This is a genomic window from Gracilibacillus halotolerans (assembly GCF_014206945.1).
Classification (GTDB): domain Bacteria; phylum Bacillota; class Bacilli; order Bacillales; family Amphibacillaceae; genus Gracilibacillus; species Gracilibacillus halotolerans.
Window position 1 is genome coordinate 1 of the sequence record NZ_JACHON010000024.1, and the last position, 20,648, is coordinate 20,648.

General features: G+C 36.3%; 26 protein-coding genes. 8 read left to right on the plus strand and 18 right to left on the minus strand.

The genetic code is table 11. The features are described 5' to 3' along the window. The first annotated feature begins 288 nt into the window (after positions 1-288). Together GGQ92_RS14600 and GGQ92_RS14605 are read left to right on the plus strand one after the other, a co-directional pair. Entirely contained in the window at positions 289-1,101 is an 813-nt protein-coding gene (locus tag GGQ92_RS14600) for an alpha/beta fold hydrolase (RefSeq protein ID WP_184250620.1), read from the plus strand. 118 nt (positions 1,102-1,219) lie between these two features. After that, on the plus strand, positions 1,220-2,392 hold the full coding sequence (locus GGQ92_RS14605) for a MalY/PatB family protein (protein WP_184250623.1): 1,173 nt from the start codon (positions 1,220-1,222) through the stop codon (positions 2,390-2,392). Positions 2,393-2,459: 67 nt separating this feature from the next. On the opposite strand, the gene GGQ92_RS14610 is transcribed toward GGQ92_RS14605, so the two are convergent. From GGQ92_RS14610 to GGQ92_RS14620, 3 genes are all read right to left on the minus strand, one after another. Further along, on the minus strand, positions 2,460-3,041 hold the full coding sequence (locus tag GGQ92_RS14610; protein ID WP_184250626.1) for a superoxide dismutase family protein: 582 nt from the start codon (positions 3,039-3,041) through the stop codon (positions 2,460-2,462). Between the two features lie 63 nt (positions 3,042-3,104). Further along, entirely contained in the window at positions 3,105-3,293 is a 189-nt protein-coding gene (locus GGQ92_RS14615; protein ID WP_343068847.1) for a hypothetical protein, read from the minus strand. Between the two features lie 197 nt (positions 3,294-3,490). Further along, positions 3,491-3,754 carry a phosphocarrier protein HPr gene (locus GGQ92_RS14620; protein ID WP_184250629.1) on the minus strand — a complete coding sequence of 88 codons (264 nt, stop codon included), beginning with the start codon at positions 3,752-3,754 and terminating at the stop codon, positions 3,491-3,493. 216 nt (positions 3,755-3,970) lie between these two features. Here GGQ92_RS14620 and deoD point away from each other — a divergent pair, with 216 nt between their 5' ends. Together deoD and GGQ92_RS14630 are read left to right on the plus strand one after the other, a co-directional pair. After that, a complete protein-coding gene (gene deoD, locus GGQ92_RS14625) occupies positions 3,971-4,681 on the plus strand; it encodes a purine-nucleoside phosphorylase (protein WP_184250632.1) in 711 nt (236 codons plus the stop codon). Between the two features lie 135 nt (positions 4,682-4,816). After that, positions 4,817-5,293 (plus strand): divergent PAP2 family protein, encoded by a 477-nt coding sequence (locus GGQ92_RS14630; protein WP_184250635.1) that lies wholly within the window; start codon positions 4,817-4,819, stop codon positions 5,291-5,293. Between the two features lie 112 nt (positions 5,294-5,405). Here GGQ92_RS14630 and GGQ92_RS14635 read toward each other — a convergent pair whose 3' ends face one another. The 3 genes from GGQ92_RS14635 to GGQ92_RS14645 form a co-directional block, all read right to left on the minus strand. Next, positions 5,406-6,089, minus strand: coding sequence for a 3D domain-containing protein (locus GGQ92_RS14635; protein WP_246384516.1), 684 nt, complete (start codon positions 6,087-6,089; stop codon positions 5,406-5,408). 89 nt (positions 6,090-6,178) lie between these two features. Then, a complete protein-coding gene (locus tag GGQ92_RS14640) occupies positions 6,179-6,490 on the minus strand; it encodes a YuiB family protein (protein WP_184250638.1) in 312 nt (103 codons plus the stop codon). Positions 6,491-6,636: 146 nt separating this feature from the next. After that, on the minus strand, positions 6,637-7,845 hold the full coding sequence (locus GGQ92_RS14645) for an NAD(P)/FAD-dependent oxidoreductase (protein ID WP_184250641.1): 1,209 nt from the start codon (positions 7,843-7,845) through the stop codon (positions 6,637-6,639). Between the two features lie 246 nt (positions 7,846-8,091). Between GGQ92_RS14645 and GGQ92_RS14650 the strand changes: the two genes are divergently transcribed. Continuing rightward, on the plus strand, positions 8,092-9,075 hold the full coding sequence (locus GGQ92_RS14650) for an FAD-dependent oxidoreductase (RefSeq protein ID WP_184250644.1): 984 nt from the start codon (positions 8,092-8,094) through the stop codon (positions 9,073-9,075). 80 nt (positions 9,076-9,155) lie between these two features. On the opposite strand, the gene GGQ92_RS14655 is transcribed toward GGQ92_RS14650, so the two are convergent. Further along, the gene (locus tag GGQ92_RS14655) at positions 9,156-9,515 is read right to left on the minus strand and encodes a HesB/IscA family protein (protein ID WP_184250647.1); all 360 of its coding nucleotides are present in this window, start codon (positions 9,513-9,515) and stop codon (positions 9,156-9,158) included. A 95-nt stretch (positions 9,516-9,610) separates the two neighbouring features. Further along, entirely contained in the window at positions 9,611-9,844 is a 234-nt protein-coding gene (locus GGQ92_RS14660) for a DUF1450 domain-containing protein (RefSeq protein WP_184250649.1), read from the minus strand. A gap of 131 nt (positions 9,845-9,975) precedes the next feature. Here GGQ92_RS14660 and GGQ92_RS14665 point away from each other — a divergent pair, with 131 nt between their 5' ends. Beyond that, complete coding sequence (locus GGQ92_RS14665; RefSeq protein WP_184250652.1) at positions 9,976-10,206, plus strand: NifU family protein; 231 nt, start codon at positions 9,976-9,978, stop codon at positions 10,204-10,206. A 247-nt stretch (positions 10,207-10,453) separates the two neighbouring features. On the opposite strand, the gene thrB is transcribed toward GGQ92_RS14665, so the two are convergent. The 4 genes from thrB to GGQ92_RS14685 form a co-directional block, all read right to left on the minus strand. Further along, complete coding sequence (gene thrB, locus GGQ92_RS14670; RefSeq protein WP_184250655.1) at positions 10,454-11,359, minus strand: homoserine kinase; 906 nt, start codon at positions 11,357-11,359, stop codon at positions 10,454-10,456. Beyond that, positions 11,356-12,417 (minus strand): threonine synthase, encoded by a 1,062-nt coding sequence (gene thrC, locus GGQ92_RS14675; RefSeq protein WP_184250658.1) that lies wholly within the window; start codon positions 12,415-12,417, stop codon positions 11,356-11,358. The genes thrB and thrC overlap by 4 nt, the downstream gene beginning before the upstream one ends. Before the next feature lies 1 nt (position 12,418). After that, positions 12,419-13,714, minus strand: coding sequence for a homoserine dehydrogenase (locus tag GGQ92_RS14680; RefSeq protein WP_184250660.1), 1,296 nt, complete (start codon positions 13,712-13,714; stop codon positions 12,419-12,421). Between the two features lie 230 nt (positions 13,715-13,944). Then, positions 13,945-14,895 (minus strand): protein kinase family protein, encoded by a 951-nt coding sequence (locus GGQ92_RS14685; protein ID WP_184250663.1) that lies wholly within the window; start codon positions 14,893-14,895, stop codon positions 13,945-13,947. A gap of 100 nt (positions 14,896-14,995) precedes the next feature. On the opposite strand from GGQ92_RS14685, the gene GGQ92_RS14690 reads away from it, so the two are divergent. Next, entirely contained in the window at positions 14,996-15,511 is a 516-nt protein-coding gene (locus tag GGQ92_RS14690; RefSeq protein WP_184250666.1) for a phosphatidylglycerophosphatase A family protein, read from the plus strand. Between the two features lie 70 nt (positions 15,512-15,581). On the opposite strand, the gene GGQ92_RS14695 is transcribed toward GGQ92_RS14690, so the two are convergent. The 3 genes from GGQ92_RS14695 to GGQ92_RS14705 all read right to left on the minus strand — a co-directional run bounded on the left by GGQ92_RS14695 (position 15,582) and on the right by GGQ92_RS14705 (position 16,911). Next, positions 15,582-15,965, minus strand: coding sequence for a YbaN family protein (locus tag GGQ92_RS14695; protein WP_184250669.1), 384 nt, complete (start codon positions 15,963-15,965; stop codon positions 15,582-15,584). Between the two features lie 22 nt (positions 15,966-15,987). Continuing rightward, positions 15,988-16,434, minus strand: coding sequence for a DUF86 domain-containing protein (locus tag GGQ92_RS14700; protein ID WP_184250693.1), 447 nt, complete (start codon positions 16,432-16,434; stop codon positions 15,988-15,990). 201 nt (positions 16,435-16,635) lie between these two features. Continuing rightward, positions 16,636-16,911 carry a YutD family protein gene (locus tag GGQ92_RS14705; protein WP_184250696.1) on the minus strand — a complete coding sequence of 92 codons (276 nt, stop codon included), beginning with the start codon at positions 16,909-16,911 and terminating at the stop codon, positions 16,636-16,638. A gap of 164 nt (positions 16,912-17,075) precedes the next feature. Here GGQ92_RS14705 and GGQ92_RS14710 point away from each other — a divergent pair, with 164 nt between their 5' ends. Then, complete coding sequence (locus tag GGQ92_RS14710) at positions 17,076-18,029, plus strand: M23 family metallopeptidase (protein ID WP_343068848.1); 954 nt, start codon at positions 17,076-17,078, stop codon at positions 18,027-18,029. 72 nt (positions 18,030-18,101) lie between these two features. Here GGQ92_RS14710 and GGQ92_RS14715 read toward each other — a convergent pair whose 3' ends face one another. From GGQ92_RS14715 to yunB, 3 genes are all read right to left on the minus strand, one after another. Next, positions 18,102-18,197 (minus strand): methionine/alanine import family NSS transporter small subunit, encoded by a 96-nt coding sequence (locus tag GGQ92_RS14715; RefSeq protein ID WP_184250699.1) that lies wholly within the window; start codon positions 18,195-18,197, stop codon positions 18,102-18,104. A 14-nt stretch (positions 18,198-18,211) separates the two neighbouring features. Further along, positions 18,212-19,693, minus strand: a complete 1,482-nt coding sequence (locus GGQ92_RS14720; protein WP_184250702.1) for a sodium-dependent transporter — start codon at positions 19,691-19,693, stop codon at positions 18,212-18,214. Between the two features lie 106 nt (positions 19,694-19,799). Beyond that, positions 19,800-20,594: a sporulation protein YunB gene (gene yunB, locus GGQ92_RS14725; RefSeq protein WP_184250704.1), complete on the minus strand. Its 795-nt coding sequence runs from the start codon at positions 20,592-20,594 to the stop codon at positions 19,800-19,802. Between the last annotated feature and the right edge of the window lie 54 nt (positions 20,595-20,648).

Below are 20,648 nucleotides of genomic sequence, written 5' to 3' on the forward strand. Positions count from 1 at the left end.
CCAATTTAGTTGCGAGCAATGTGGGGGAGAAATGTATCCAGAGTATTATAAAGGAATACATGGCAACGAATATAAATTATCAGATGTGCACTAGTCACGGCAAACAGAAAAGGACCGCGCAGTTTTTTTGCGCGGTTTTTCTTATGTTAAAAAGGTGTAAGTTTAGTTGAATATCAAGAAAACGATTCGAAAACACTCCGTTATTTAATTAGTCACTTTATAAAAAATAAAATATAGTTTTGGATATAGGGAAAGCTAATCAAAGCTCACTTGAAAGGAGATTAGCAAATGGAAGGGTATTATTCTAATGGTCCCGTAACGATTTATTATGAATTAACTTATAACAAAGAAGTAGATAAACCTTTTCTTCTCTGTATTCATGGTTTTCTATCTTCTTCCTATTGCTATAGAAAATTTCACACTTACCTGAAAGATCATTACAATATCCTCTCTGTTGACTTACCTCCATTTGGAAAAAGCTCAAAAAATCAAGAAGTTAATTATCAATACGATCATATGGTAGAATGGGTATATGGATTAATGAATCATCTTTCTATCTCAACTTTTAGTATTGTAGGTCATTCGATGGGTGGGCAGGTTGCTCTAAGAATGGCAAGTAATTATCCCGAACGAATACAACACCTTTTCCTGCTCGCACCAAGTGCATTCATGGAAAAATCTGCTCTTTTTATTCGAATTCTTTCGTTATCTATGAAGGCTCCTACTGCCCTTCAATCGTTCCTAAAACATAAAGGAGTCAGAGAGATTTTAAGCCTATGTATGTACGATAAAACGCTCATTAGTGAATCCATCGCTAAAAACTATCGCGAGCCGTATTTGCATGATGACATTTACCCTTGTATTATCAACTTAATTCGGGAAAGAGAAGGAGATTTACAAGAAAAAGCATTAAATGATATTACTGTTCCGGCAACCGTAATATGGGGAGAAGATGATCAAGTCCTTCCATTGGAATTGGGTTATGAATTAATTCGTTACCTCCCTTCATCCTCTCTAATTACGATAAAGAAAACTGGACATCTATTACCAGAAGAACAGCCTACTTTCATCACGAATATCATTAAACAATCCTCGACTTAGATCAATGTCATTACATTCATTGTATATCTATAGTCAGAGTTAGTGGGAGCCTTCCACTTTTCTCTGATACATGTATATGATTCAATAAAAGAGAGAGAATCGTTATTGGAGTGATAATATGGAAAGCAAATTTGATCAACACATCTTAAGAGAAAATACACGTTCCGTTAAGTGGGATTTAGTAAAGACATTATACGGTGCGGACGATATCTTACCAATGTGGGTAGCGGACATGGATTTTCTTGTGCCAGAGGAAGTTAAAAAGGCACTAATAAAACGAGCCGCCCATGGTGTATTTGGCTATACATTTACAGATCCGGCGTTAAATAAATTAGTTACGAGTTGGTTAGATGAGCGATTTCAGTGGAAAGTTAGCCCAGCTTCTATTTTATATAGCCCTGGGGTTATCCCAACACTAAATATGGCGATACAAGCTTTTACAAACATAGGGGATAAAATTCTAATTCAAACACCTGTGTATCCACCATTTCACGACAGTATAAGAAACAATGGTAGAGAGGTAGTGGAAAACCCGCTTATTCTAAATGGTAGCAAATATGAAATAGATTTCGATGATATGGAAGCAAAAATAAAAGAAGGAGTAAAAGCTTTTGTTCTTTGTAACCCACATAACCCTGTCGGTAGAGTATGGACAAAAGAAGAACTAACAAAAATGGCAGAGCTTTGTGATCAGTATGACGTATTCATCATTTCAGATGAAATTCATGCAGATATCGTCTATTCCGGTCATCACCACATACCTATTGCTAGCTTAAACACAAAACTAAAAAACCGAACAATCACTTGTCTCTCACCAACAAAAACATTTAATCTCGCAGGTCTTCAAGTATCCTATGCAGTAGTCGAAGACGAAGGGATACGTAAACAATTAGAAAAAACCTTTCACAAAAACGGGATGCACATGATTAATACGATGGGAATAACGGCATTGGAAGCTGCCTATCAACATGGACATGCTTGGTTAGATGACTTAGTAACCTATTTAGAAACAAATGTGGAACTCGTTGAATATAGCTTCCAAAACACTGAAATCCGCGTTATTAAACCGGAGGGCACATACTTGGTATGGCTCGATTTCCGTTCACTAGGGTTCACACATGATGAATTAAAGGATTGGCTTGTAAAATCAGCGAAGGTAGCTTTAAACGATGGAATAACGTATGGAAAAGAAGGAGAGGGATTTATGCGTTTAAATGTCGCTGCTCCGAGCAGTTTAGTTACACAAGCCGTTCATCGTATTAAAAAAGCGTTAAAAAAACTAGCTAGCTAGCGGAAAAGAAACAGATTAATTTATTGTGGGGCTGGGAACTTTCCCAGCCTTTACTGACATTTGTGCTTTATTCCTCTTCCTCTTGATTGCTTTCTGTAGGATCTGTTGGCTTTTCATCTTGTTCAGATTCCTCCAGTGTGATTTTCCCACAGATAATTCTATTTCCTGAATTTCCACCTGGTTGGGTAACCCCGTCATCTGGTCCATCATGAATGATAATGGAAGTACCATCTTCCCGTAAGAGCGATTTGTCACCTTCCATTAACGTCGCTCCTGGTAACTCTAATTCTACATCAACCGTACCATCTTCTTTTACTTCAAGATTAGGCATATCTCCTAAATGAGAACCATCTGGGTGCATAAGACCATGCTCATTACCCTCAGGATTAAAATGACTACCAGCTGATTCAAAGTCTGGTCCTTCGCATTTTGCAAACTCATGAATATGCACCCCATGCAAACCAGGTTCCATTCCTTCTGCTTGAATTTGCACAGTTACTGCGTCTTCCCCTTCTTTTAAAGTAACCGTTCCAACTCTGTCACTAGAAGCATTATACAGACTGATTTCTAGCGGGGATCTATTTTCATTATTACAAGCGGTCAGCAAAAATAACATAGCACCGAATACCAAGATACACTTTTTTCTCATAAAAAAATCAACCCTTCCCGTAATTATCCATTATTTATTATAGACAATTACAAGAAGAGTTAATCAGTTATCTTTTGTATTATATTTTTCATCCCATTTTTTTTCTTCTTTTGCTGCAGCTTTCTTAATCAGAATTGTTGCTACAACTGCACCTAACATAAAGATAAGCAAGGTAAACACAGCAGGTATATATTCTGTTTTATCATCTGGAAACTCAGGGAAAAAGTATAAATATGTTGTCATTAAATCCATAATTGAGCCTCATTTCTTCGCGAACTCTCTATAGTCCTAGTATACTGAAAAAATGAAAGAATAGAAAGTGAATGAATTTGTTTTATTACGAATAATCCACCTTATCCCCTCTCTTACAAGCAAAAGATGCAATTGTTTCAAATAAATAAAGGGACCATTTGCCTTTAAAAACGGCAGCTGGATCCCAGTTTAAAAACTTATTTACCTAAATGTTCTTCAATCGTTTCAGCGATTCCTTGTAAAGCCTGCTCTTCATCGTTACCATCTACTGTGATTCTAATTTCAGCACCTTTAGGTACACCTAAAGACATAACACCCATAATTGATTTTAAATTCACTGTTTTACCATTATAGTGTAGTTCAATATGAGATTCATACTGTCCAGCTTTATTTACTAGCAATGTTGCAGGTCTTGCATGGATACCTGTCTCGCTCTCAATAGTAAATGTTTGTTCTTTCATTCGCGATTCCTCCTCAATATTCATCCATATTTATTTGTATGATGATATAGTATGTAAAAGACTTTACTACTGTCTATTATATACGATATTCTCAAATTTAGAAATAGAAATGATGAATTCTTCACAAATTAATGAAAGCGCTGTAATTTGTTTTTCAAAATTGAGTATGGTATGTTAAATTCGTTCCATTCATTTACAATTAAAGGAGGATCATTTATGAGCGTACACATTGGAGCTAAGCAAGGAGATATAGCAGATACAATACTTCTACCTGGTGACCCTCTAAGAGCCAAATATATCGCAGAAACATTCCTAGAGGACACCAACTGCTACAACGAAGTAAGAGGCATGTATGGTTTTACTGGTACGTATAAAGGGCAGCGGGTTTCTGTTCAAGGAACTGGAATGGGAGCACCTTCTATCTCTATCTACGTAAATGAATTAATCCAAAGCTATGATGTCAAAAATTTAATTCGCGTCGGAACATGTGGAGCTGTTTCAAAAGACATTCAAATTCGTGATGTTATTCTTGCCATGAGCTCCTCGACCGATTCACAAATGAATCAGCTAATTTTTAAAGGCATTGACTATGCCCCTACCGCGAACTTTGAGTTATTAAAGGCGGCATATGATTCTGGTGTAGAAAAAGGATTAAAAATGAAAGTCGGGAATGTATTTACAAGTGATAGCTTCTATCGAGACGATATGGATGAAATGCTTGCTTTATTACAACGATATAACGTCCTTGCAATTGAAATGGAAACGACCGCATTATATACATTAGCTGCAAAATTCGATAGGAAAGCCTTATCTGTTCTTACAGTGTCGGATCACATCGTTACCGGAGAAGAAACAAGCGCTGAAGAACGACAAACTACTTTTAATGAAATGATTGAAATCTCATTAGAAACAGCCTTACAAAATTGAATATAAATTACTTCTCCTACAAATTCTAATAAATAGGATTTGTAGGTTTCTTTTTGTAGGAATGAGAGAAATATGTTATAAATAAGTTTATATTGCTTCATTTACGTGATTCTTCATGAAGAGAGGGTGTTAAATTTGGAACTCTTCCACAACTTCCCACTTTGGGTTGCCTTGTTCGCGATTTTATTTGCACAAGTTGTTAAAATTCCACTTCACTTTATAGCTACAAAAGAATTTAAACCAGGACTAGCATTTAGTACAGGCGGGATGCCTAGTAGTCACTCTGCGGCTGTTACCGCATTGACGACTGGTATTGCTATTGAATATGGCCTTTCTTCTGGATTATTCGCAGTGTCGTGTATATTTGCTATTATTACAATGTTTGATGCCACAGGTGTGCGGAGACATGCAGGAGAACAAGCCATTGTATTAAATATGCTCGTAAAAGACATTAATTCATTCTTCTCCGAAATGAAAGACTGGGGAAAAAAAGGTGAATACGAAAAGCAGAAGGAACTAAAGGAATTATTAGGCCATCAGCCGATTGAGGTGTTTTTCGGAGGATTGACAGGTATTATTCTAGCATTGGTATTGCATCCCTTATTCTTCTAAGTTTTACTTGGTATAACCGAGAAAATATAACAATCCAAAAAAAGTAGGAACAAACGATTCATTAGAATCAGATTCGTTCCTACTTTTTTAACATATTTTTTTCGTTACCTCATTATTCTGCTCGGTATTGATCTCGAAATACTTGCAATGCTTCTGTATTATTTAAAGCTTCCAATACCTCTTCAGATAACGTGCCATCACCATATTCTATTACATAGACTTCCACCATTTTCTTTCCCCAGTTTGCATAAACATCTTCTACTGTAGGATAGTATAAGTCTATTTTATTTCCTTTAATGGCACCACCTATGTCTGCTACAACTCCATATCCATAGTCAGGTATAAAAAGAATTGTACCGAGTGGGAAAACAGACAAATCAGCTGCAATAGTAGAATATAAATCTCTTGTAACGTGAACTCCAGAATATGTAATACCATATTGAGGATGACCAGGCGCCTTACCAGTTGACTCTACACCTGCAGTATAGCCAGTTGCTAAAACTTCTTTCTTTTCATATTGGTTAAAATCTATAGTATCATCTAAATTTTCAGGCTGTATAGCTTCCTCATTAGAAATATAGGTTGTAGATTCTGGCTGGTGCTTCACCCATTTTTTCTTAGAATTAGTATCTACCGCTAAAGCATGGAATTCTACTTGTTTACCTACAGGTTCCCCTGAGAAACTATGGTAAACATCAGCAGCTGTTACGTTCGAAACAATTGTAAAGCTAGATGAAAGTGCAAAAAGCAATAATACTAAATATACTGCTCTCCGCATAAAACGAAATAAAAACAAAAAGATTACACCTTCCCTTCTAGGTGAATCTTTTCCCCTTTATCGAAAAGTTATACATGAAATTGAAAAAAAGTTTACTAAAAATGAAATTAAAACATTTGGTAGCCATTTTTTCGGAGGAATTTAATGACGATACCGGCAACAATCGTTCCGACAAAACCAGCACCTAATATAATCATATCTTGGTAGCCTAAACTAGTTAGTTCAACCCACAAGGCAGAAAAGGAATTTTTAGGATTTGTAAAATATTCAAAAAATGAAACATTATCAACAATAAAAATTACGATTAAAGGAAAGACATAAGCCATTAGCCAAGTCATTCTCAGTATCATATTTAATATAAACGCAATTCCAAAAAACAATACAAAAAACAAAAGCACTGAAATAAACAATTGAATCATGAATAGGCTCCTTCGTGATATTCTATATTCTCGCTCCGCTATACATAAAGGGATTGTATAAATACGATGTACGGAGATGATTGGTTGATGTAGTCAAATCTACGTGTAAAAAAAGCAGAGGTTTAAACTCCCCTGCTTTTTACTTATTAAAAGATGTTGAATTTACCTTTTTTCAATACGAGTCCAACGCCGCCAATTTTATATAGCGCTCGATTGTCTACAACTTTTTTCATTACAGAAGCAAACCAACCGTAAATCTTTTTACCACCAAAGATAGAACCCATTGCGTCTTTTTCACCAAGTGAACAAACTGTTCCACGATCTACATATTGGAATTGCTCTAACTCTCCACCTTTTATTAAAGCTGCAAGGTTATGAGCACAAACTTCCGCTTCTTGCATTGCAATCTGAGCAGTTGGAGGATATGGTCTGTCTATTGCTTTATTCCAAATAAGTGCACAATCTCCTACAACAAATATATCTTCATGGGACGGTGCTCTTAATTCTGGAGTTACTTCCACTTTTCCACGGTTATGCTCAAGTCCAGATTGTTCTACTAGACTATTAGCTCGTACACCAGCAGACCAAATAGTAGTCATTGCAGGTATGTCTTCTTTTTCACCATTCTGTTCGATAGTAATTCCGTCTTTACGTACTTCTTTCAAGAAAGCACCAAGTTTAAATTCTACGCCACGTGATCCAAGAGACTTCATTGCATAATCCACTAATTCTGGATCGAAGCCTGGCATAATGGTTTCCATCGCTTCCACGTTAATAAGACGAACTTTACTGCGATCAACATCAAATTCTTCGCATAATTCTTTCACACGATTCGCAATTTCACCTAAGAATTCGATTCCTGTAAAGCCACCACCACCAACTACGATGTTAAGGCGAGCTTGTTCAGGGTCATTATTGTATTTAGCAAATTGATGTTCAATATGTTCTCGGATTAAACGAGCTTGGTTAATCGATCCGATTTTGAAAGCATGCTCTTCAATACCTGGGATACCGAAAGTTGCTGGTTCAAATCCTAGAGCGATTACTAAATAATCATATTCTATTGTACTACCAGCTAGCTCTACTTTTTTCTCATCTGGTTTAATTGCAGTCACAGTATCCTTAACAAAGTTCACCTTTGAAGAATTCAAGATGTCTTTAATGTCAAATCTACTACGATCATGATGTAGAGTACCAGCTGCTGTTTCGTGAAGCCATGTTGTTTCATAATGGTAATCATGTTTGTTTACTAATGTGATATGTGCAGCATTAACATTTAATTTCTTTTGTAGCTGAACGGCAGTTGTTAAGCCACCATAACCTGCACCTAATATTACTATTCTTGGCTTATTCATCGTTCTCACATCCATTTATATATTTTTCTAACAAGTTAGTGATATTTTTCACTTACTACTATATTAATAAATAAATATATATAGTTCCTCTAATATGTTAGCTCTTTTATGGACATTTTTCAACCCTTCTTTTTAAATTTCATCTATTTTTTTAAGCTAATTGAAAATAATTATCAAATATGACAGAATTGAATCGATTGTGATAAAATATAATTCATTGACAGATAGTATTAGGGGGAATCTAACGTGTCAAAAGAAGTTTATGATATAACCATTATTGGCGCAGGCCCAGTTGGTCTTTTTACAGCTTTTTATGGTGGCATGCGCCAATCTTCTGTGAAAATATTAGAAAGCTTACCTCACATAGGTGGACAATTAAGTGCACTCTATCCGGAAAAATATATTTATGATATTGCTGGTTTTCCAAAGATACGTGCACAGGAATTAATAGATAATTTGAAAGAACAAACAGATTTATTCAACCCAGAAATTGTATTGGACCAATCTGTTGAAGAAGTGAAAAAATTAGAGGACGGCACGTTTAAAATTACAACACCTGTTGAAGAACATTACACAAAAGTAATTATTATCACTGGTGGAAACGGTGCATTCCAGCCTCGTAAGCTTCAATTAGCAGATGCCGAACGTTTTGAAGATACTAATCTTCATTATTATGTAGATAAAATGGAAAAATTCCGTGATCAACGCGTCGTTCTCTTTGGTGGTGGTGATTCTGCTGTCGATTGGGCTTTAATGCTAGAGCCAATTGCAAAAGAAGTGACACTTGTACACCGTAGAGATCAATTCCGTGCTCATGAGCATAGTGTGAAGATGCTACACAAATCGAATGTACAGATTGTAACCCCGTATGTTCCAGAAGGACTAGTTGGCGAAGATAAAATCGAACAAGTCATTCTTAAAGAAGTAAAAGGCGAGAAAGAAATTACAATCGATACAGATCATGTTCTCGTGAATTATGGTTTTATCTCTTCACTAGGACCTATCAAAAACTGGGGTCTAGACATTGAAAAAAATAGTATTGTCGTTAACTCAAAAATGGAAACAAACATACCAGGAATTTATGCTGCTGGTGATATTTGTACCTATCCAGGAAAAGTAAACTTAATTGCATCTGGTTTTGGTGAAGGACCAACCGCTGTCAACAACGCAAAAGTTTACATGGATCCAAAAGCAAGAGTTCAACCAAAGCACTCGACAAGCATGTTCTAGCAATTGCCTTAATTAAAAAGAGTAGCATTTACCTTATCGATTGGTAAATGCTACTCTTTGCTTTATTATAACTGTCTACCTTAACAGTCTCCTGGTGTTCCTTCTCGCTCTTTTGCTCTAAATGACGTCCCACAACCACAAGAGATAATTGCGTTTGGGTTATCGATTGTAAAGCCGCCACCCATCATGTTTTGTTTGTAATCAATTGTTGTGCCTTCAATTACCGGAATATCGAATTTCTTTATCGTAACTGGTATTCCGTTTGAATCTTCGATTAAATCTAATTCCTCATTTACATCTTGGTCAAATCCAATGGAATAAGATAATCCACTACAGCCTCCACCTTTAACACCAAAACGAAGACGAGTATTATTATCGGACTCTTCTTTCAACATTTCTTGAATTTGAAATTTCGCATTATCTGTAATATTTAAAATCATAGAAAAAACTCCCTTTTCTACTTATGATCATTAAGTTATTTTACTAGTTTAAGTATATCAACAGAACGATTAGTCTTCAATATATCTGCCACTTTTTATGTCGCATCTAAATATGCGTAAATCTCATCTAGTAATTTTTCTGGTGTGCTCGCACTTTTAATATTACCATCTATGAGCGCATAATAAGAATCCTTACATATCTTACATTTTCTTTGACAAAAATGTTCAGTTACAAGAAAGTCAGGATCATTACTTAAATGTTGCTTCGTTATTTCGGATCCTCTAGCTAAGTTTTTAATACAAAATGACACGCTTGTTTGGATGTGCATGATTTCACTCCATTTTTGTTCAATTATATTTACAAATAAAATAAATACGGATAGAATAGTATTGAGAATACTTTTCAATACATTAATATTGTTTTCATATAGAGGATACAATGGAAAGGGGCTAAGTGCAAATGCATGAACAAATAGAACAAGTACAAGAAGTTATTAGTAAACTACGTCCTTTCTTATTGCGTGATGGCGGGGATGTTGAATTAGTTGATGTAGAAGATGGAATTGTAAGATTACGATTAATGGGTGCTTGTGGTAACTGTCCAAGCTCTACTATCACCCTAAAAGCAGGTATAGAGCGTGCCTTAATGGCAGAAGTACCAGGTATTACTGAAATCGAACAAGTATTTTAATTCAAATGAAAAGCCAATAACTCTCCTAGCGGGAAGTTTTGGCTTTTTTGTTTAAGTAAAAAACGCAATTGCCTTAAGGCTCTAGAAAGTTTTCTAACCTAATCCTAATCTATTAGTAAAAAACGAATAGACGTGTTTTAGCGAAGTAATTATAAAAAAAGCGTAGATACCGAACGAATTCTAAAAAATCGTTCGGTATCTACATAATAAAATACTTCTGTTCTGGCATCATTCGTTTTAGGTGTAATTATATAGGATTCGCTTCTTGATGAACGACCTCTACTCCATGGTTCTCTACTTGGAGTAATAACCATTCATAATCAGGAAAATCGTGTTTCCATATATTCGCGATAGACTCTACCTTATTGTCGTCCACTACCGCAATCATTGTTGGGCCAGCTCCGCTCAGAAAAACACCATGTGCCTCTTTACTTAAATAGTTATATAATTCATCATAGTGAGGGATTAATGATTTTCGGTACGGTTGATGAAAATGATCTTTTTTCATCATTTCACCTAATAATCCCCAATCTCCTTGACAAATCGCCGCAACACTCACATTTGCTACACTACTTGCCTGAACACTCTCTTTAAAAGAGAACTCACCTGGTAAAACGGCTCTCGCATCTTTTGTCTTCAACTCATAATTAGGGATAACCGCAACAAAAGTAACTCCATTTACGGGTACTTTTGTATAGGCTACTTTTCCATCATAATGGCCAATTACGCATCCCCCAATTAAAGAAGGCGCAACATTATCAGGATGGCCTTCAATGTCTGTTGCAATTTGCAACTTATCATCTGAACTTAACTGAAGATCACATAAAAGATTCGCTAGCTCTATACCCGCGATAATCGCTGTAGCACTGCTTCCTAATCCTCGTGCAAGAGGTATTTCACTTTTCATTTTTATCGCACAAGGAAGAAGCATGTCCTCCCGGCCAAACTGAGTAGCAACCTTATCAGCAATTTGATAAATTAAATTGTCTTTCCCTATAGGAATTCCTTGTAAACTATCCGTTGTGGGTGTAAATTCCCATTTGTCTGATCGAGTAACCTCTAGCTCTAAATATAGGTTTAAAGCCAAGCCTATGGAATCAAAACCAGCACCTAAATTAGACGTACTTGAAGGTACCTTAATTAACCAGCTCATGCCTTGACACTACCTATAATAGCGTCCATTACGACCTTCTCTTCGTTTGGAAGCACTGTTGGTTTCACTTCACTATACTCGATTGCTGTATCAGGATCTTTCAAGCCATTACCCGTTAAGACTGTTACGACGGTAGAACCTTTTGCTACTTTTCCTTCCTCTAATTTCTTAAGTAGACCTGCAACAGAAGCGCAAGATGCCGGCTCAGCAAATACACCTTCATTCTGTGCAATCCATTTATAAGCTTTGATCATTTCTTCATCTGTAATTTCATCAATTTCACCATTAGATTCGTCACGTGCCTGAACAGCTTGTTTCCAACTTGCTGGATTACCGATACGAATCGCTGTTCCAACAGTTTCTGGTTCTTCAAATACTCGATCATGTACAATAGCAGCTGCTCCACTAGCTTCAAAGCCCATCATCTTTGGTAAACCTGTTTGCTTGCTCTCGTTATATTCCTTAAAACCTTTCCAGTAAGCAGTTATATTACCTGCATTACCAACAGGAATAAATAGATAATCAGGAGCATTTCCTAATTCATCACAGATTTCGAACGCCGCCGTTTTTTGCCCTTCAATTCGGTATGGGTTCACTGAATTCACTAGTGCTACCTCACCAGTTTCAGCAAGCTTACGCACAATTCGTAATGCATCGTCAAAGTTTCCTTTTATAGCAAAAATATCAGCACCGTACATAACCGCCTGCGCTAATTTTCCTTGAGCGATTTTCCCATCTGGTATAACGACAATACATTTTAATCCTGCTCGAGCTGCAAAAGCAGCAGCTGCAGCAGAAGTGTTACCAGTTGATGCGCATATAACAGCTTTCGCCCCATCTTCTGCAGCTTTCGCCATCGCCATTACCATTCCACGATCCTTAAAAGAACCAGTTGGGTTAAGCCCTTCATACTTTGCATACGCGTTTATACCATACTTTTCTGAAAGCTTCTCTAATTTTATAAGTGGCGTGTTTCCTTCATGTAATGTTAAAGCAGGTGTCTTTTCATTTACTGGTAAAAATTCTTTGTATTCTTGTAATAAACCTTTCCAAGCCATCTTACTGTTCCTCCCCATCGACGCGGTAGCAACTAATAATTTCATTTACTACATCAAGTCTTTTTAAGTTTTCTTGGCTATTCACTAATTGTTGTTTGCTAATTTTGTGTGTAACCATTACGATTTGTGCTGTTTTCTCTTTTACAGACGGTAGTTGTAATATTTTCTGGAAGCTAACGTTCTCGTCTGTAAACACATTCGTTATCTTTTGGAAAGTACCTGCCGCATCATCTACTTCCATACGAATGAAATATTGCATGTATTTTTCGTCATCTTGTTTTAATTGTTTCTCATATTGTGGTGTGATATATTCGGTTCCTGTTGTTTCTAAACGAATATTCTTTACTACAGCCATTAAGTCTGAAACGACAGCCGTAGCAGTCGGTAAACTTCCTGCACCAGGACCGTAAAACATCGTCTCCCCTACAGCTTTACCATAAACATAGACAGCATTAAACTCATTCTTTACTAATGCTAACGGATGATCTTTTGGTAGTAATGTAGGTTCTACAGTCACTTCCGCTTTGCCATCATAAATTGAAGCATTTCCAATCAATTTAATCGTGTAACCTAAACTCGTAGCGAAAGCTATGTCCTCTTGTGTAATAGAGCGAATTCCCGTTACTTCTACATCATCCAAATCGATTTCCATTTTAAATGCTAAGTTAGCAAGTAAAGTCATCTTTCTTGCAGCATCTAGTCCATCCACGTCCGCTGTTGGATCAGCTTCCGCAAAACCAAGCTCTTGTGCTTCTTGTAATACTGTATCAAAGTCTAGTCCTTCATCTGACATTTTCGTAAGGATATAGTTTGTTGTTCCGTTTACAATACCCATAATTTTCTGAATTTTGTCGGAAGCAAGCCCCTCTGTCAGTGGACGAATAATTGGAATACCTCCAGCTACACTCGCATCGTAAAACACATCGCATTTATTATCTTTTGCTAATTTTAATAGCTTTGGTCCATGAATTGCCATCAAATCTTTGTTCGCAGTTACAACGTGCTTTTTATTACGAATAGCCTTTTCTAATAGTATATTCGTATCATCAATGCCACCCATTACTTCGATAATCACATCGATTTCAGGGTTGCTAACGAGCTCCTCTGGGTCAGTAGTTAACCAATCTCTATTAATCGCAACATCGCGCTTTTTATCCAAATCATTCACAAGAATTTTCTTTATTTGAATTTCCGAGCCTACCTTGTATTTTATCTCATCTGCATGACCTGTTAACAGCTTAACAACTCCAGTACCAACTGTCCCCAAACCACACAGTCCAACATTCACTTGACTCATAGCGACTTCTCCCCTTTTGTTCTTTTGTAGAGTACATTTGTATTTATATAGTGGACATTATACATTTTAACATGTGGAATATCAAGGTTTATTCGCCTATTTTCTGAATAATTTAAATTATGTAAAAAAACAGGCGTCCTGTTTCCTTTTATCGTCAAAAATAAGACGTTTAAGGAATACAAACGACTGTTCATAAATGGGTTGTCGTCTTTTTTTATGGACAGCTACCACTACAGCCAATCTAATTGTATACCATCTCTTTCCTGTTGTTCAATAGCTGTCGAAAAAAAGTATTGCAAATTTTTTTCATACCGCTCATATTCATCAATTGGTAAATAATAAAAATGGGTTAATTCAAAGTTATTTTCGTATAATTTTTCGAATATATCAAAGATATGGATAGGAAATAGCAACCTAGAAAATAATAGGTTCCAACCGAATGAAGATAGCGGAATTTGTTCTATATAGGACCGTCCAAAACTATTCCAACCTTCGTACAGCCTTTGTTCAGCGAAAAGTTGGGGACGCATCCACTCAGCTATATCCCGAACTGGATGATCCGCAACCAATTCCGAAACATTAATAAATTCACTTTCTAATTGGTTATTGTATCGACCAAAGGTAAATGTAGATTGGTCATTTCCTGTGAAGTTCCCCGCTTTCTCAGTAACAGTTAAGTATTGAATTGCATTCTCTGCAACACCAAGAACATAAGGAAAAAAATCAATATATTCTCTCAAAAGTCCATTAACTGGACGATGTTGCATGAATTTTTGGTACATAGCTTCGTGTTGGTCGATTTTCTGTATCCAAAGCTTCTTCCAATTACCATAATGATTCATGTTGGTGACTTGATACGGAAACAGGCTGCCGACTTTATGGAATTGTGCTAAATCATACGTAAAATTAGGATTCTTTTTACGAGCATAACAAAGCATATACTTATCCTTACCAATTGGAGTAATGAGTTGTTGATGACTATTTAAGAGTGGAAACATAACATGGTACCATTGATGATAATGAAAAAACTGACCAATTACATGCATTTCTTGAATAACTTTTTCGTTTTCAGCTGGAAGTATAAAGAAGTAATGCTCACCTTCTTGAAAAATTGGAAAAGGTAACTCTGATACTTGTTTGCTTGGAACATCCATGGGGTAGTATAAAAATATTGGATGCATTGTAAGTTCCTCCTTCACATAAACGTATTGAGGTCGCTATCTATTTAGTAATTGTATGATACGTGTTACAATAAAATGAAAACAGAGGATGTGGTAAAAGATGAGTAAAGAGCAGAAAAAAACCATCTTAGAAGGAAAGGCGAGAGAATTATTACAAAGTAGAGGTGTTACTTTAGAGGATATTGCCGAGTTGGTTTATTTTCTTCAGAATAAATACCAGGATAATTTAACCCTGGAAGATTGCTATGAGAATGTGAACCGTGTATTAATGAAAAGAGAGGTTCAAAACGCGGTTATAACTGGTATACAGCTCGATATGTTAGCGGAGCAAGGTAAACTGGATGAACCGTTACAAGAGATTTTAATGACAGATGAGAGTCTCTACGGAATAGATGAAGTTATTGCTCTATCAATCGTTAACGTATATGGCTCGATAGGCTTTACAAATTACGGCTATATCGACAAGCAAAAGCCCGGTATCCTCGAAAAACTAAATAAAAAAGACGGCAAATCTTGCCATACATTCTTAGACGATATTGTTGGTGCAATAGCGGCATCTGCTTCGTCTAGACTCGCACACAGTCGTGTGAACGATGACTCCATAGATGATGAATAACGTTGATATAAAGAACTATCCACAGTCTTTTATAACTAGGGATAGTTCTTTTTTATTCAGAATTCAGTTATTACTTTTCCTTCAACAAAGGTGAAGTAAAAATAAATATCGATAAGAAAATAGCTAATGCAGTCATGAATAATTTTACTGCTAAAAGGGGTATTACCAACAGTGAAAATAGAACACTTGTCCACACGAGAAAGACTGCTGTGAACTTAATGTGTAATGGCACACCTTTACCTTCCTGATAATCTTTAATATAGTGTCCAAAATAGCGATTGCTAATGAGCAATTGATGTAATGCTGGAGACCCTTTACCAAAACAGAAAGCAGCTAAGATTATAAGCGGAGTAGTTGGTAATATTGGAACGACTATACCAATTGCTCCAATAGCTAAGCTGACAGTCCCCGAACTCACCCATAATATCCGTCTCCAGTTAGACAGTTGATTCATAAGTCAGCCCTCTTTCCTATGGTTAACTATCTTTAGGATTAATAAAAGTATTTGCTACAATTGTTTCCTGTGGTAAAAAATCTCTAACTCGTTGTGAGAAGGTAGCATAAACATCTAAGTGGTTATTCATGACTTCTATTAAGTGAGCATGATCGATTGTTTTATAATCCACTACTACCATTCTTCTTAAGGCAATTAGCTCTTCATAAGCTTTTGTGTCCGATTCAGGTATAACTTGCTCGTCGACTAATATGTGAATAATGTCTACATAACTTCCTGGGTCTCGCATGATGAATCCATCAATGAGCATATTTCCTGTATCTAGAATAGTTTCAATCATAAGATGAATAAGTCGTTCCATTGCAATTTTTTCAATTTCTGTTTGTAAAGAATTACTTTTATATAAATCCACTAATTCGTCAAAAAAATCAATCGTTTTATTTATTTCTTGTTGATCCACAAAATACATACAGCATGTCTCCTATCTGATAAGTGTGAATGTGCGATTTCTTCATATTAGGAACTATCTTCATTTTATCATAGAATGCAAAAGAGTAATTTGAATAAATTTCAACAACTCCTGGCCTTTCTAATCTGATTCCTTGTTTTTGACGTAAAAAACAGATAGGAACTACCTCACTCCTATCTGTTCGTATAAAAAAAGCGCTATTTATTTAGTAACTCGTTTTACGACAAAATAAGCACAACCAAAATTACAATATTCATACAAATAATCTTCAAGCGTACTTATTTTTGTTTCATATGTCGATTTCGGATTTTGATCGTCGTAAAATCCTTTCAAGCGTAGCTGATCATAACCCCAATCACCGACAATAAAATCATATTTACTTAACACATCCGAAAATCTTTCTTGGAATGCTGTTTCTTCAAACCCATCCCGATAATCTTTAATAATCTCATACAAATGGCCATGTATTTCAATCATATGTCCACACCTTTTCTATTACCTTTTACTCAATATATTTCCAGTATAAATATTACTCATTCACCTAAACTAATCTCGGATAATTCTTTAATAAGCAATTGTATTATCAGCAAGCAAATCGATAATTTTTGTATTTCGTTATCTTGGCAAGGAGGTATATTTCGGTGGTTTCACGGTATCTGCCAATTATTTGTATACTTTTTTTCTCATTTACTACTATAGCATACGCAGAAGAAAATGTGGACAAAGAAGAGCAAATTAAAATCAATCAATTCAAGCAAATAGAGGCATTAACGCATGTTCCATGGTATTACTTAGCAGCAATTAATCAGTTTGAAAGTAATATCCATGACGATAAAGACGAGGATAAGTCCATCCATATTCAGTTACCTAAAGAGCTATGGTATGGAACTTTCTTGCACACTCCCGTTTCACCAAAGGTATTAGAGATCTTTAATGGGATAGGCAAAGATGGTGACGGAGACGGGATTGCGGACCCTAATAGCGAATTAGACACACTGTATACAATCGCTTCTTATATTTCGTCCAATGGATACACAGAGCAAGACATCCATACGGCTATTTGGAATATATATCAGCATGAGCAATCTTTATTAACCATTAAAAGTATCGCTAAATTATTTAAGACGTATCAACGTTTACATTTAGATACAAACTCTTTTCCTATACCGAAGCAATATAATTATAGTTATAAAAACACTTGGGGAGATGCCCGTGGTTTTGGTGGGCGCCGAATACATGAAGGAACGGATATATTTGCTGATTATGGGACACCAGTTCGATCCACAACCTATGGAGTTGTTGAATTGAAAGGATGGAATAAATATGGTGGCTGGAGAATCGGGATCCGTGACAAATATAATCGATATCACTATTATGCTCATTTAAATGGATTTGCTGATGATCTCGAGGTTGGCGATGTAGTGGAACCTGGTCAAGTGGTTGGTTCCGTCGGTTCGACAGGCTATGGGCCACCAGGAACTTCTGGGAAATTCCCGCCGCATTTACATTATGGGATTTATAAATTTGACGGTAGTAAAGAATGGTCATTCGATCCCTATCCACACTTAAGGAAATGGGAGAGAGAAAGCGACTAAAATATTAATTAACAGTAGGTCTCTTCATAAATACAGGCAAATACGGTGTTCCGTATTTGCCTGAACCTATCTTTATTTTGAGACTTTTGCATACACGATACTTGCTATAAGGCCACCCCAAATAATAACCATTCCTAAAACCATCATAACAATTGCACTAACTGACATATGGACGAACCTCCTTACGCCTCATGGTCTTTTGAAGGCCATTTTTTAGTAGTAAGTAAAGCACCAATGAACATAACCCCAATCGCAAGTAACCAACCAAAGTTAAACAAGAAATCAAGAGGATATCCTTCATATGGGATTTCAAGATCATTTCTTAAATTTTGAAGCATCATATAACCTAGTACAACTGGTGTGATAACACCTATTGAGAGTCTCCACCACCAGCCTAGCTTAATCGCTGATTGGCCGTCAGCATGATTTTGTAAGTCTTTAAGTATTCTTGCAAACCACGCAATCGCCACTACTTCAAATAGACCCGCAAGAGCCACACCATAATTGTTGATGAAATAATCGACAGTATCTAATAGTACGAGTCCACCTTGTGTTGCATAAAATAAAGATATGATAAACGATAGGCCCGCTCCGAATAGAATCGCTTTACCACGAGATAAGGAGAATTTCTCCTGAACCCCTGCGATATACGTCTCTGTGATAGAAATCATGGATGAAATTCCTGCTAAAAATAACGATACAAAGAATAAAATACCGAATAAACTTGATGCTGGCATTTGACTTATTATTTCAGGGAAAACAACAAACGCCAATCCTACTCCACTCGTGACCACTTCGTCTATTGATGAACCAGACTGTAGAGCCATAAATCCTAGAATAGCAAAAACACCAATACCAGCTAACAGTTCAAAGGAAGAGTTAGCAAAACCGGTTATAAAAGCGTTATTTGTGATGTCCGATTTCTTAGGTAGGTAAGAAGAATAAGTAATCATAATTGCAAAAGCAATGGATAAACTAAAAAAGATTTGCCCATACGCTGCAACCCATACACTACCGTCCATAATACTTTCCCAATTAGGTTCAAAGAAAGCATTTAAACCTTCTAACGCACCAGGTAATGTAACAGCACAGATTACGATGATTAAAAAGATAATCATTAACGTTGGTATAAAGATACGGTTCGCTATCTCAATACCCTTCTTTACACCTTTCCCCATAATAAAGAATACAATTGTCCACACAATAAGGAGTGGAATTAAAACGTTAGGTACAATCGAACCAAAACTTCCCGGATCTGTCATACTTAAGAAATCATTAAAAAAGAATGAACTTGTGTCTGCTCCCCATTTTGTACCAAATGAATAATAGGCGAACATTAAAGACCAAGCGATAATAATTGGATAGTAGGTTGAAATAACAAAAGAAATTAATACTTGCCACCAACCAATCCATTCCATCCCTTTACTGATTTTCGAAAAACTTCTTGGAGCAGAACTACGATATTTATTTCCGATAGTGAATTCCATGATTAAGATTGGAATTCCTGCCGTAAGTAATGCAAATAAATAAGGGATAAAGAATGCTCCACCACCATTCTCATATGCGGTAGCTGGGAAACGCCATATATTACCCAATCCTACAGCTGAACCAATTGCTGCAAGTAAAAAGCCTAGCCGCGTTCCCCACTGTGATCTCTCATTCAATAGAAATCCCTCCTCTTTTAAAAATAAATTATCTATTATATGAATGTATCATAAAAGTTGGTATAAATAAATCAAGAATTTTCTAACAATTTATTTAACATATATCTCAATTTGGATTTAGATCTGGATTGATTGGAAGTGATAAGTTAGAGTCCCCCGTTCCGTCATGATAGTAGTAAGGAACTTCCCCTGGATGATACATTTTTGTTATCGGAATATCTTGTTCGATAGCGTATGGCTCGGTAGCAAAAGGAATAACTACTTGCATCTCGATCTCAATATGTACGTTAACCTCTACCAAAGCTCCATTTATGCCTGTTTCAACTATTCTACTTGTTACTTCCGTTCCAACTGCACCAATAACCTCTATTTTAACAGGGATTTTCGGCCCCAAGTTAGCCAAGACAGGTAAACCAACAGCCTGGCCTAATGGAATTTCCACGAGTAAACCCCTTTTGCGTATCTCATCAATTAGCTTCTTTTCGGAAGGATCTAGCTCCATTTCAATTTCTATAGGAGCTCCTGTTTCTGGGCGTTCCCCTTCTTCTAGAAGCTGTAAAAAGTTTTCCACTCGATACTGCACATTTCGCTGAACCCGATTTTCCGCCACCGAATTAAAGATATAGTGTTCCACTCGCCCATTTTCATCCGTCTGAAATTGGATTATATCTCCAGCTTCTAAATCTTCATTTATTTTTTTACTTACTGCAATCCCCATCGCTTGATTTGCTATTTGAGCTACTCTGACTTTTGCAATTTCCATAAGTGCTGGTTTTATTCCTTCATTAACAATAACTATACTTAGGACCATAAATATAGTAAAAATTAGAAATGTAATCATTAGCATTTGGTGAAAAGGAGGTGAACCAATACGCTGATTGAATTTTCCCCGTCTTCTCATGAAAAATCCCCCCTTGTCATAATGTATATGTACAAGGTAGGGTTTTTAGAGATA

Coding starts and splice junctions, on each gene's coding strand:
- GGQ92_RS14660 (WP_184250649.1), bottom strand. CDS start 9,844: ATGCACATCCAAACAAGCGTGTCATTTTGTATTAAAAACTTAGCTAGA.
- GGQ92_RS14695 (WP_184250669.1), bottom strand. CDS start 15,965: ATGAATCAACTGTCTAACTGGAGACGGATATTATGGGTGAGTTCGGGG.
- GGQ92_RS14680 (WP_184250660.1), bottom strand. CDS start 13,714: ATGAGTCAAGTGAATGTTGGACTGTGTGGTTTGGGGACAGTTGGTACT.
- GGQ92_RS14600 (WP_184250620.1), top strand. CDS start 289: ATGGAAGGGTATTATTCTAATGGTCCCGTAACGATTTATTATGAATTA.
- yunB (WP_184250704.1), bottom strand. CDS start 20,594: ATGAGAAGACGGGGAAAATTCAATCAGCGTATTGGTTCACCTCCTTTT.
- thrC (WP_184250658.1), bottom strand. CDS start 12,417: ATGGCTTGGAAAGGTTTATTACAAGAATACAAAGAATTTTTACCAGTA.
- GGQ92_RS14690 (WP_184250666.1), top strand. CDS start 14,996: ATGAGTAAAGAGCAGAAAAAAACCATCTTAGAAGGAAAGGCGAGAGAA.
- GGQ92_RS14620 (WP_184250629.1), bottom strand. CDS start 3,754: ATGAAAGAACAAACATTTACTATTGAGAGCGAGACAGGTATCCATGCA.
- GGQ92_RS14605 (WP_184250623.1), top strand. CDS start 1,220: ATGGAAAGCAAATTTGATCAACACATCTTAAGAGAAAATACACGTTCC.
- GGQ92_RS14610 (WP_184250626.1), bottom strand. CDS start 3,041: ATGAGAAAAAAGTGTATCTTGGTATTCGGTGCTATGTTATTTTTGCTG.
- GGQ92_RS14665 (WP_184250652.1), top strand. CDS start 9,976: ATGCATGAACAAATAGAACAAGTACAAGAAGTTATTAGTAAACTACGT.
- GGQ92_RS14615 (WP_343068847.1), bottom strand. CDS start 3,293: ATGGATTTAATGACAACATATTTATACTTTTTCCCTGAGTTTCCAGAT.
- GGQ92_RS14655 (WP_184250647.1), bottom strand. CDS start 9,515: ATGATTTTAAATATTACAGATAATGCGAAATTTCAAATTCAAGAAATG.
- GGQ92_RS14645 (WP_184250641.1), bottom strand. CDS start 7,845: ATGAATAAGCCAAGAATAGTAATATTAGGTGCAGGTTATGGTGGCTTA.
- GGQ92_RS14705 (WP_184250696.1), bottom strand. CDS start 16,911: ATGATTGAAATACATGGCCATTTGTATGAGATTATTAAAGATTATCGG.
- GGQ92_RS14700 (WP_184250693.1), bottom strand. CDS start 16,434: ATGTATTTTGTGGATCAACAAGAAATAAATAAAACGATTGATTTTTTT.
- GGQ92_RS14640 (WP_184250638.1), bottom strand. CDS start 6,490: ATGATTCAATTGTTTATTTCAGTGCTTTTGTTTTTTGTATTGTTTTTT.
- thrB (WP_184250655.1), bottom strand. CDS start 11,359: ATGAGCTGGTTAATTAAGGTACCTTCAAGTACGTCTAATTTAGGTGCT.
- deoD (WP_184250632.1), top strand. CDS start 3,971: ATGAGCGTACACATTGGAGCTAAGCAAGGAGATATAGCAGATACAATA.
- GGQ92_RS14715 (WP_184250699.1), bottom strand. CDS start 18,197: ATGTCAGTTAGTGCAATTGTTATGATGGTTTTAGGAATGGTTATTATT.
- GGQ92_RS14685 (WP_184250663.1), bottom strand. CDS start 14,895: ATGCATCCAATATTTTTATACTACCCCATGGATGTTCCAAGCAAACAA.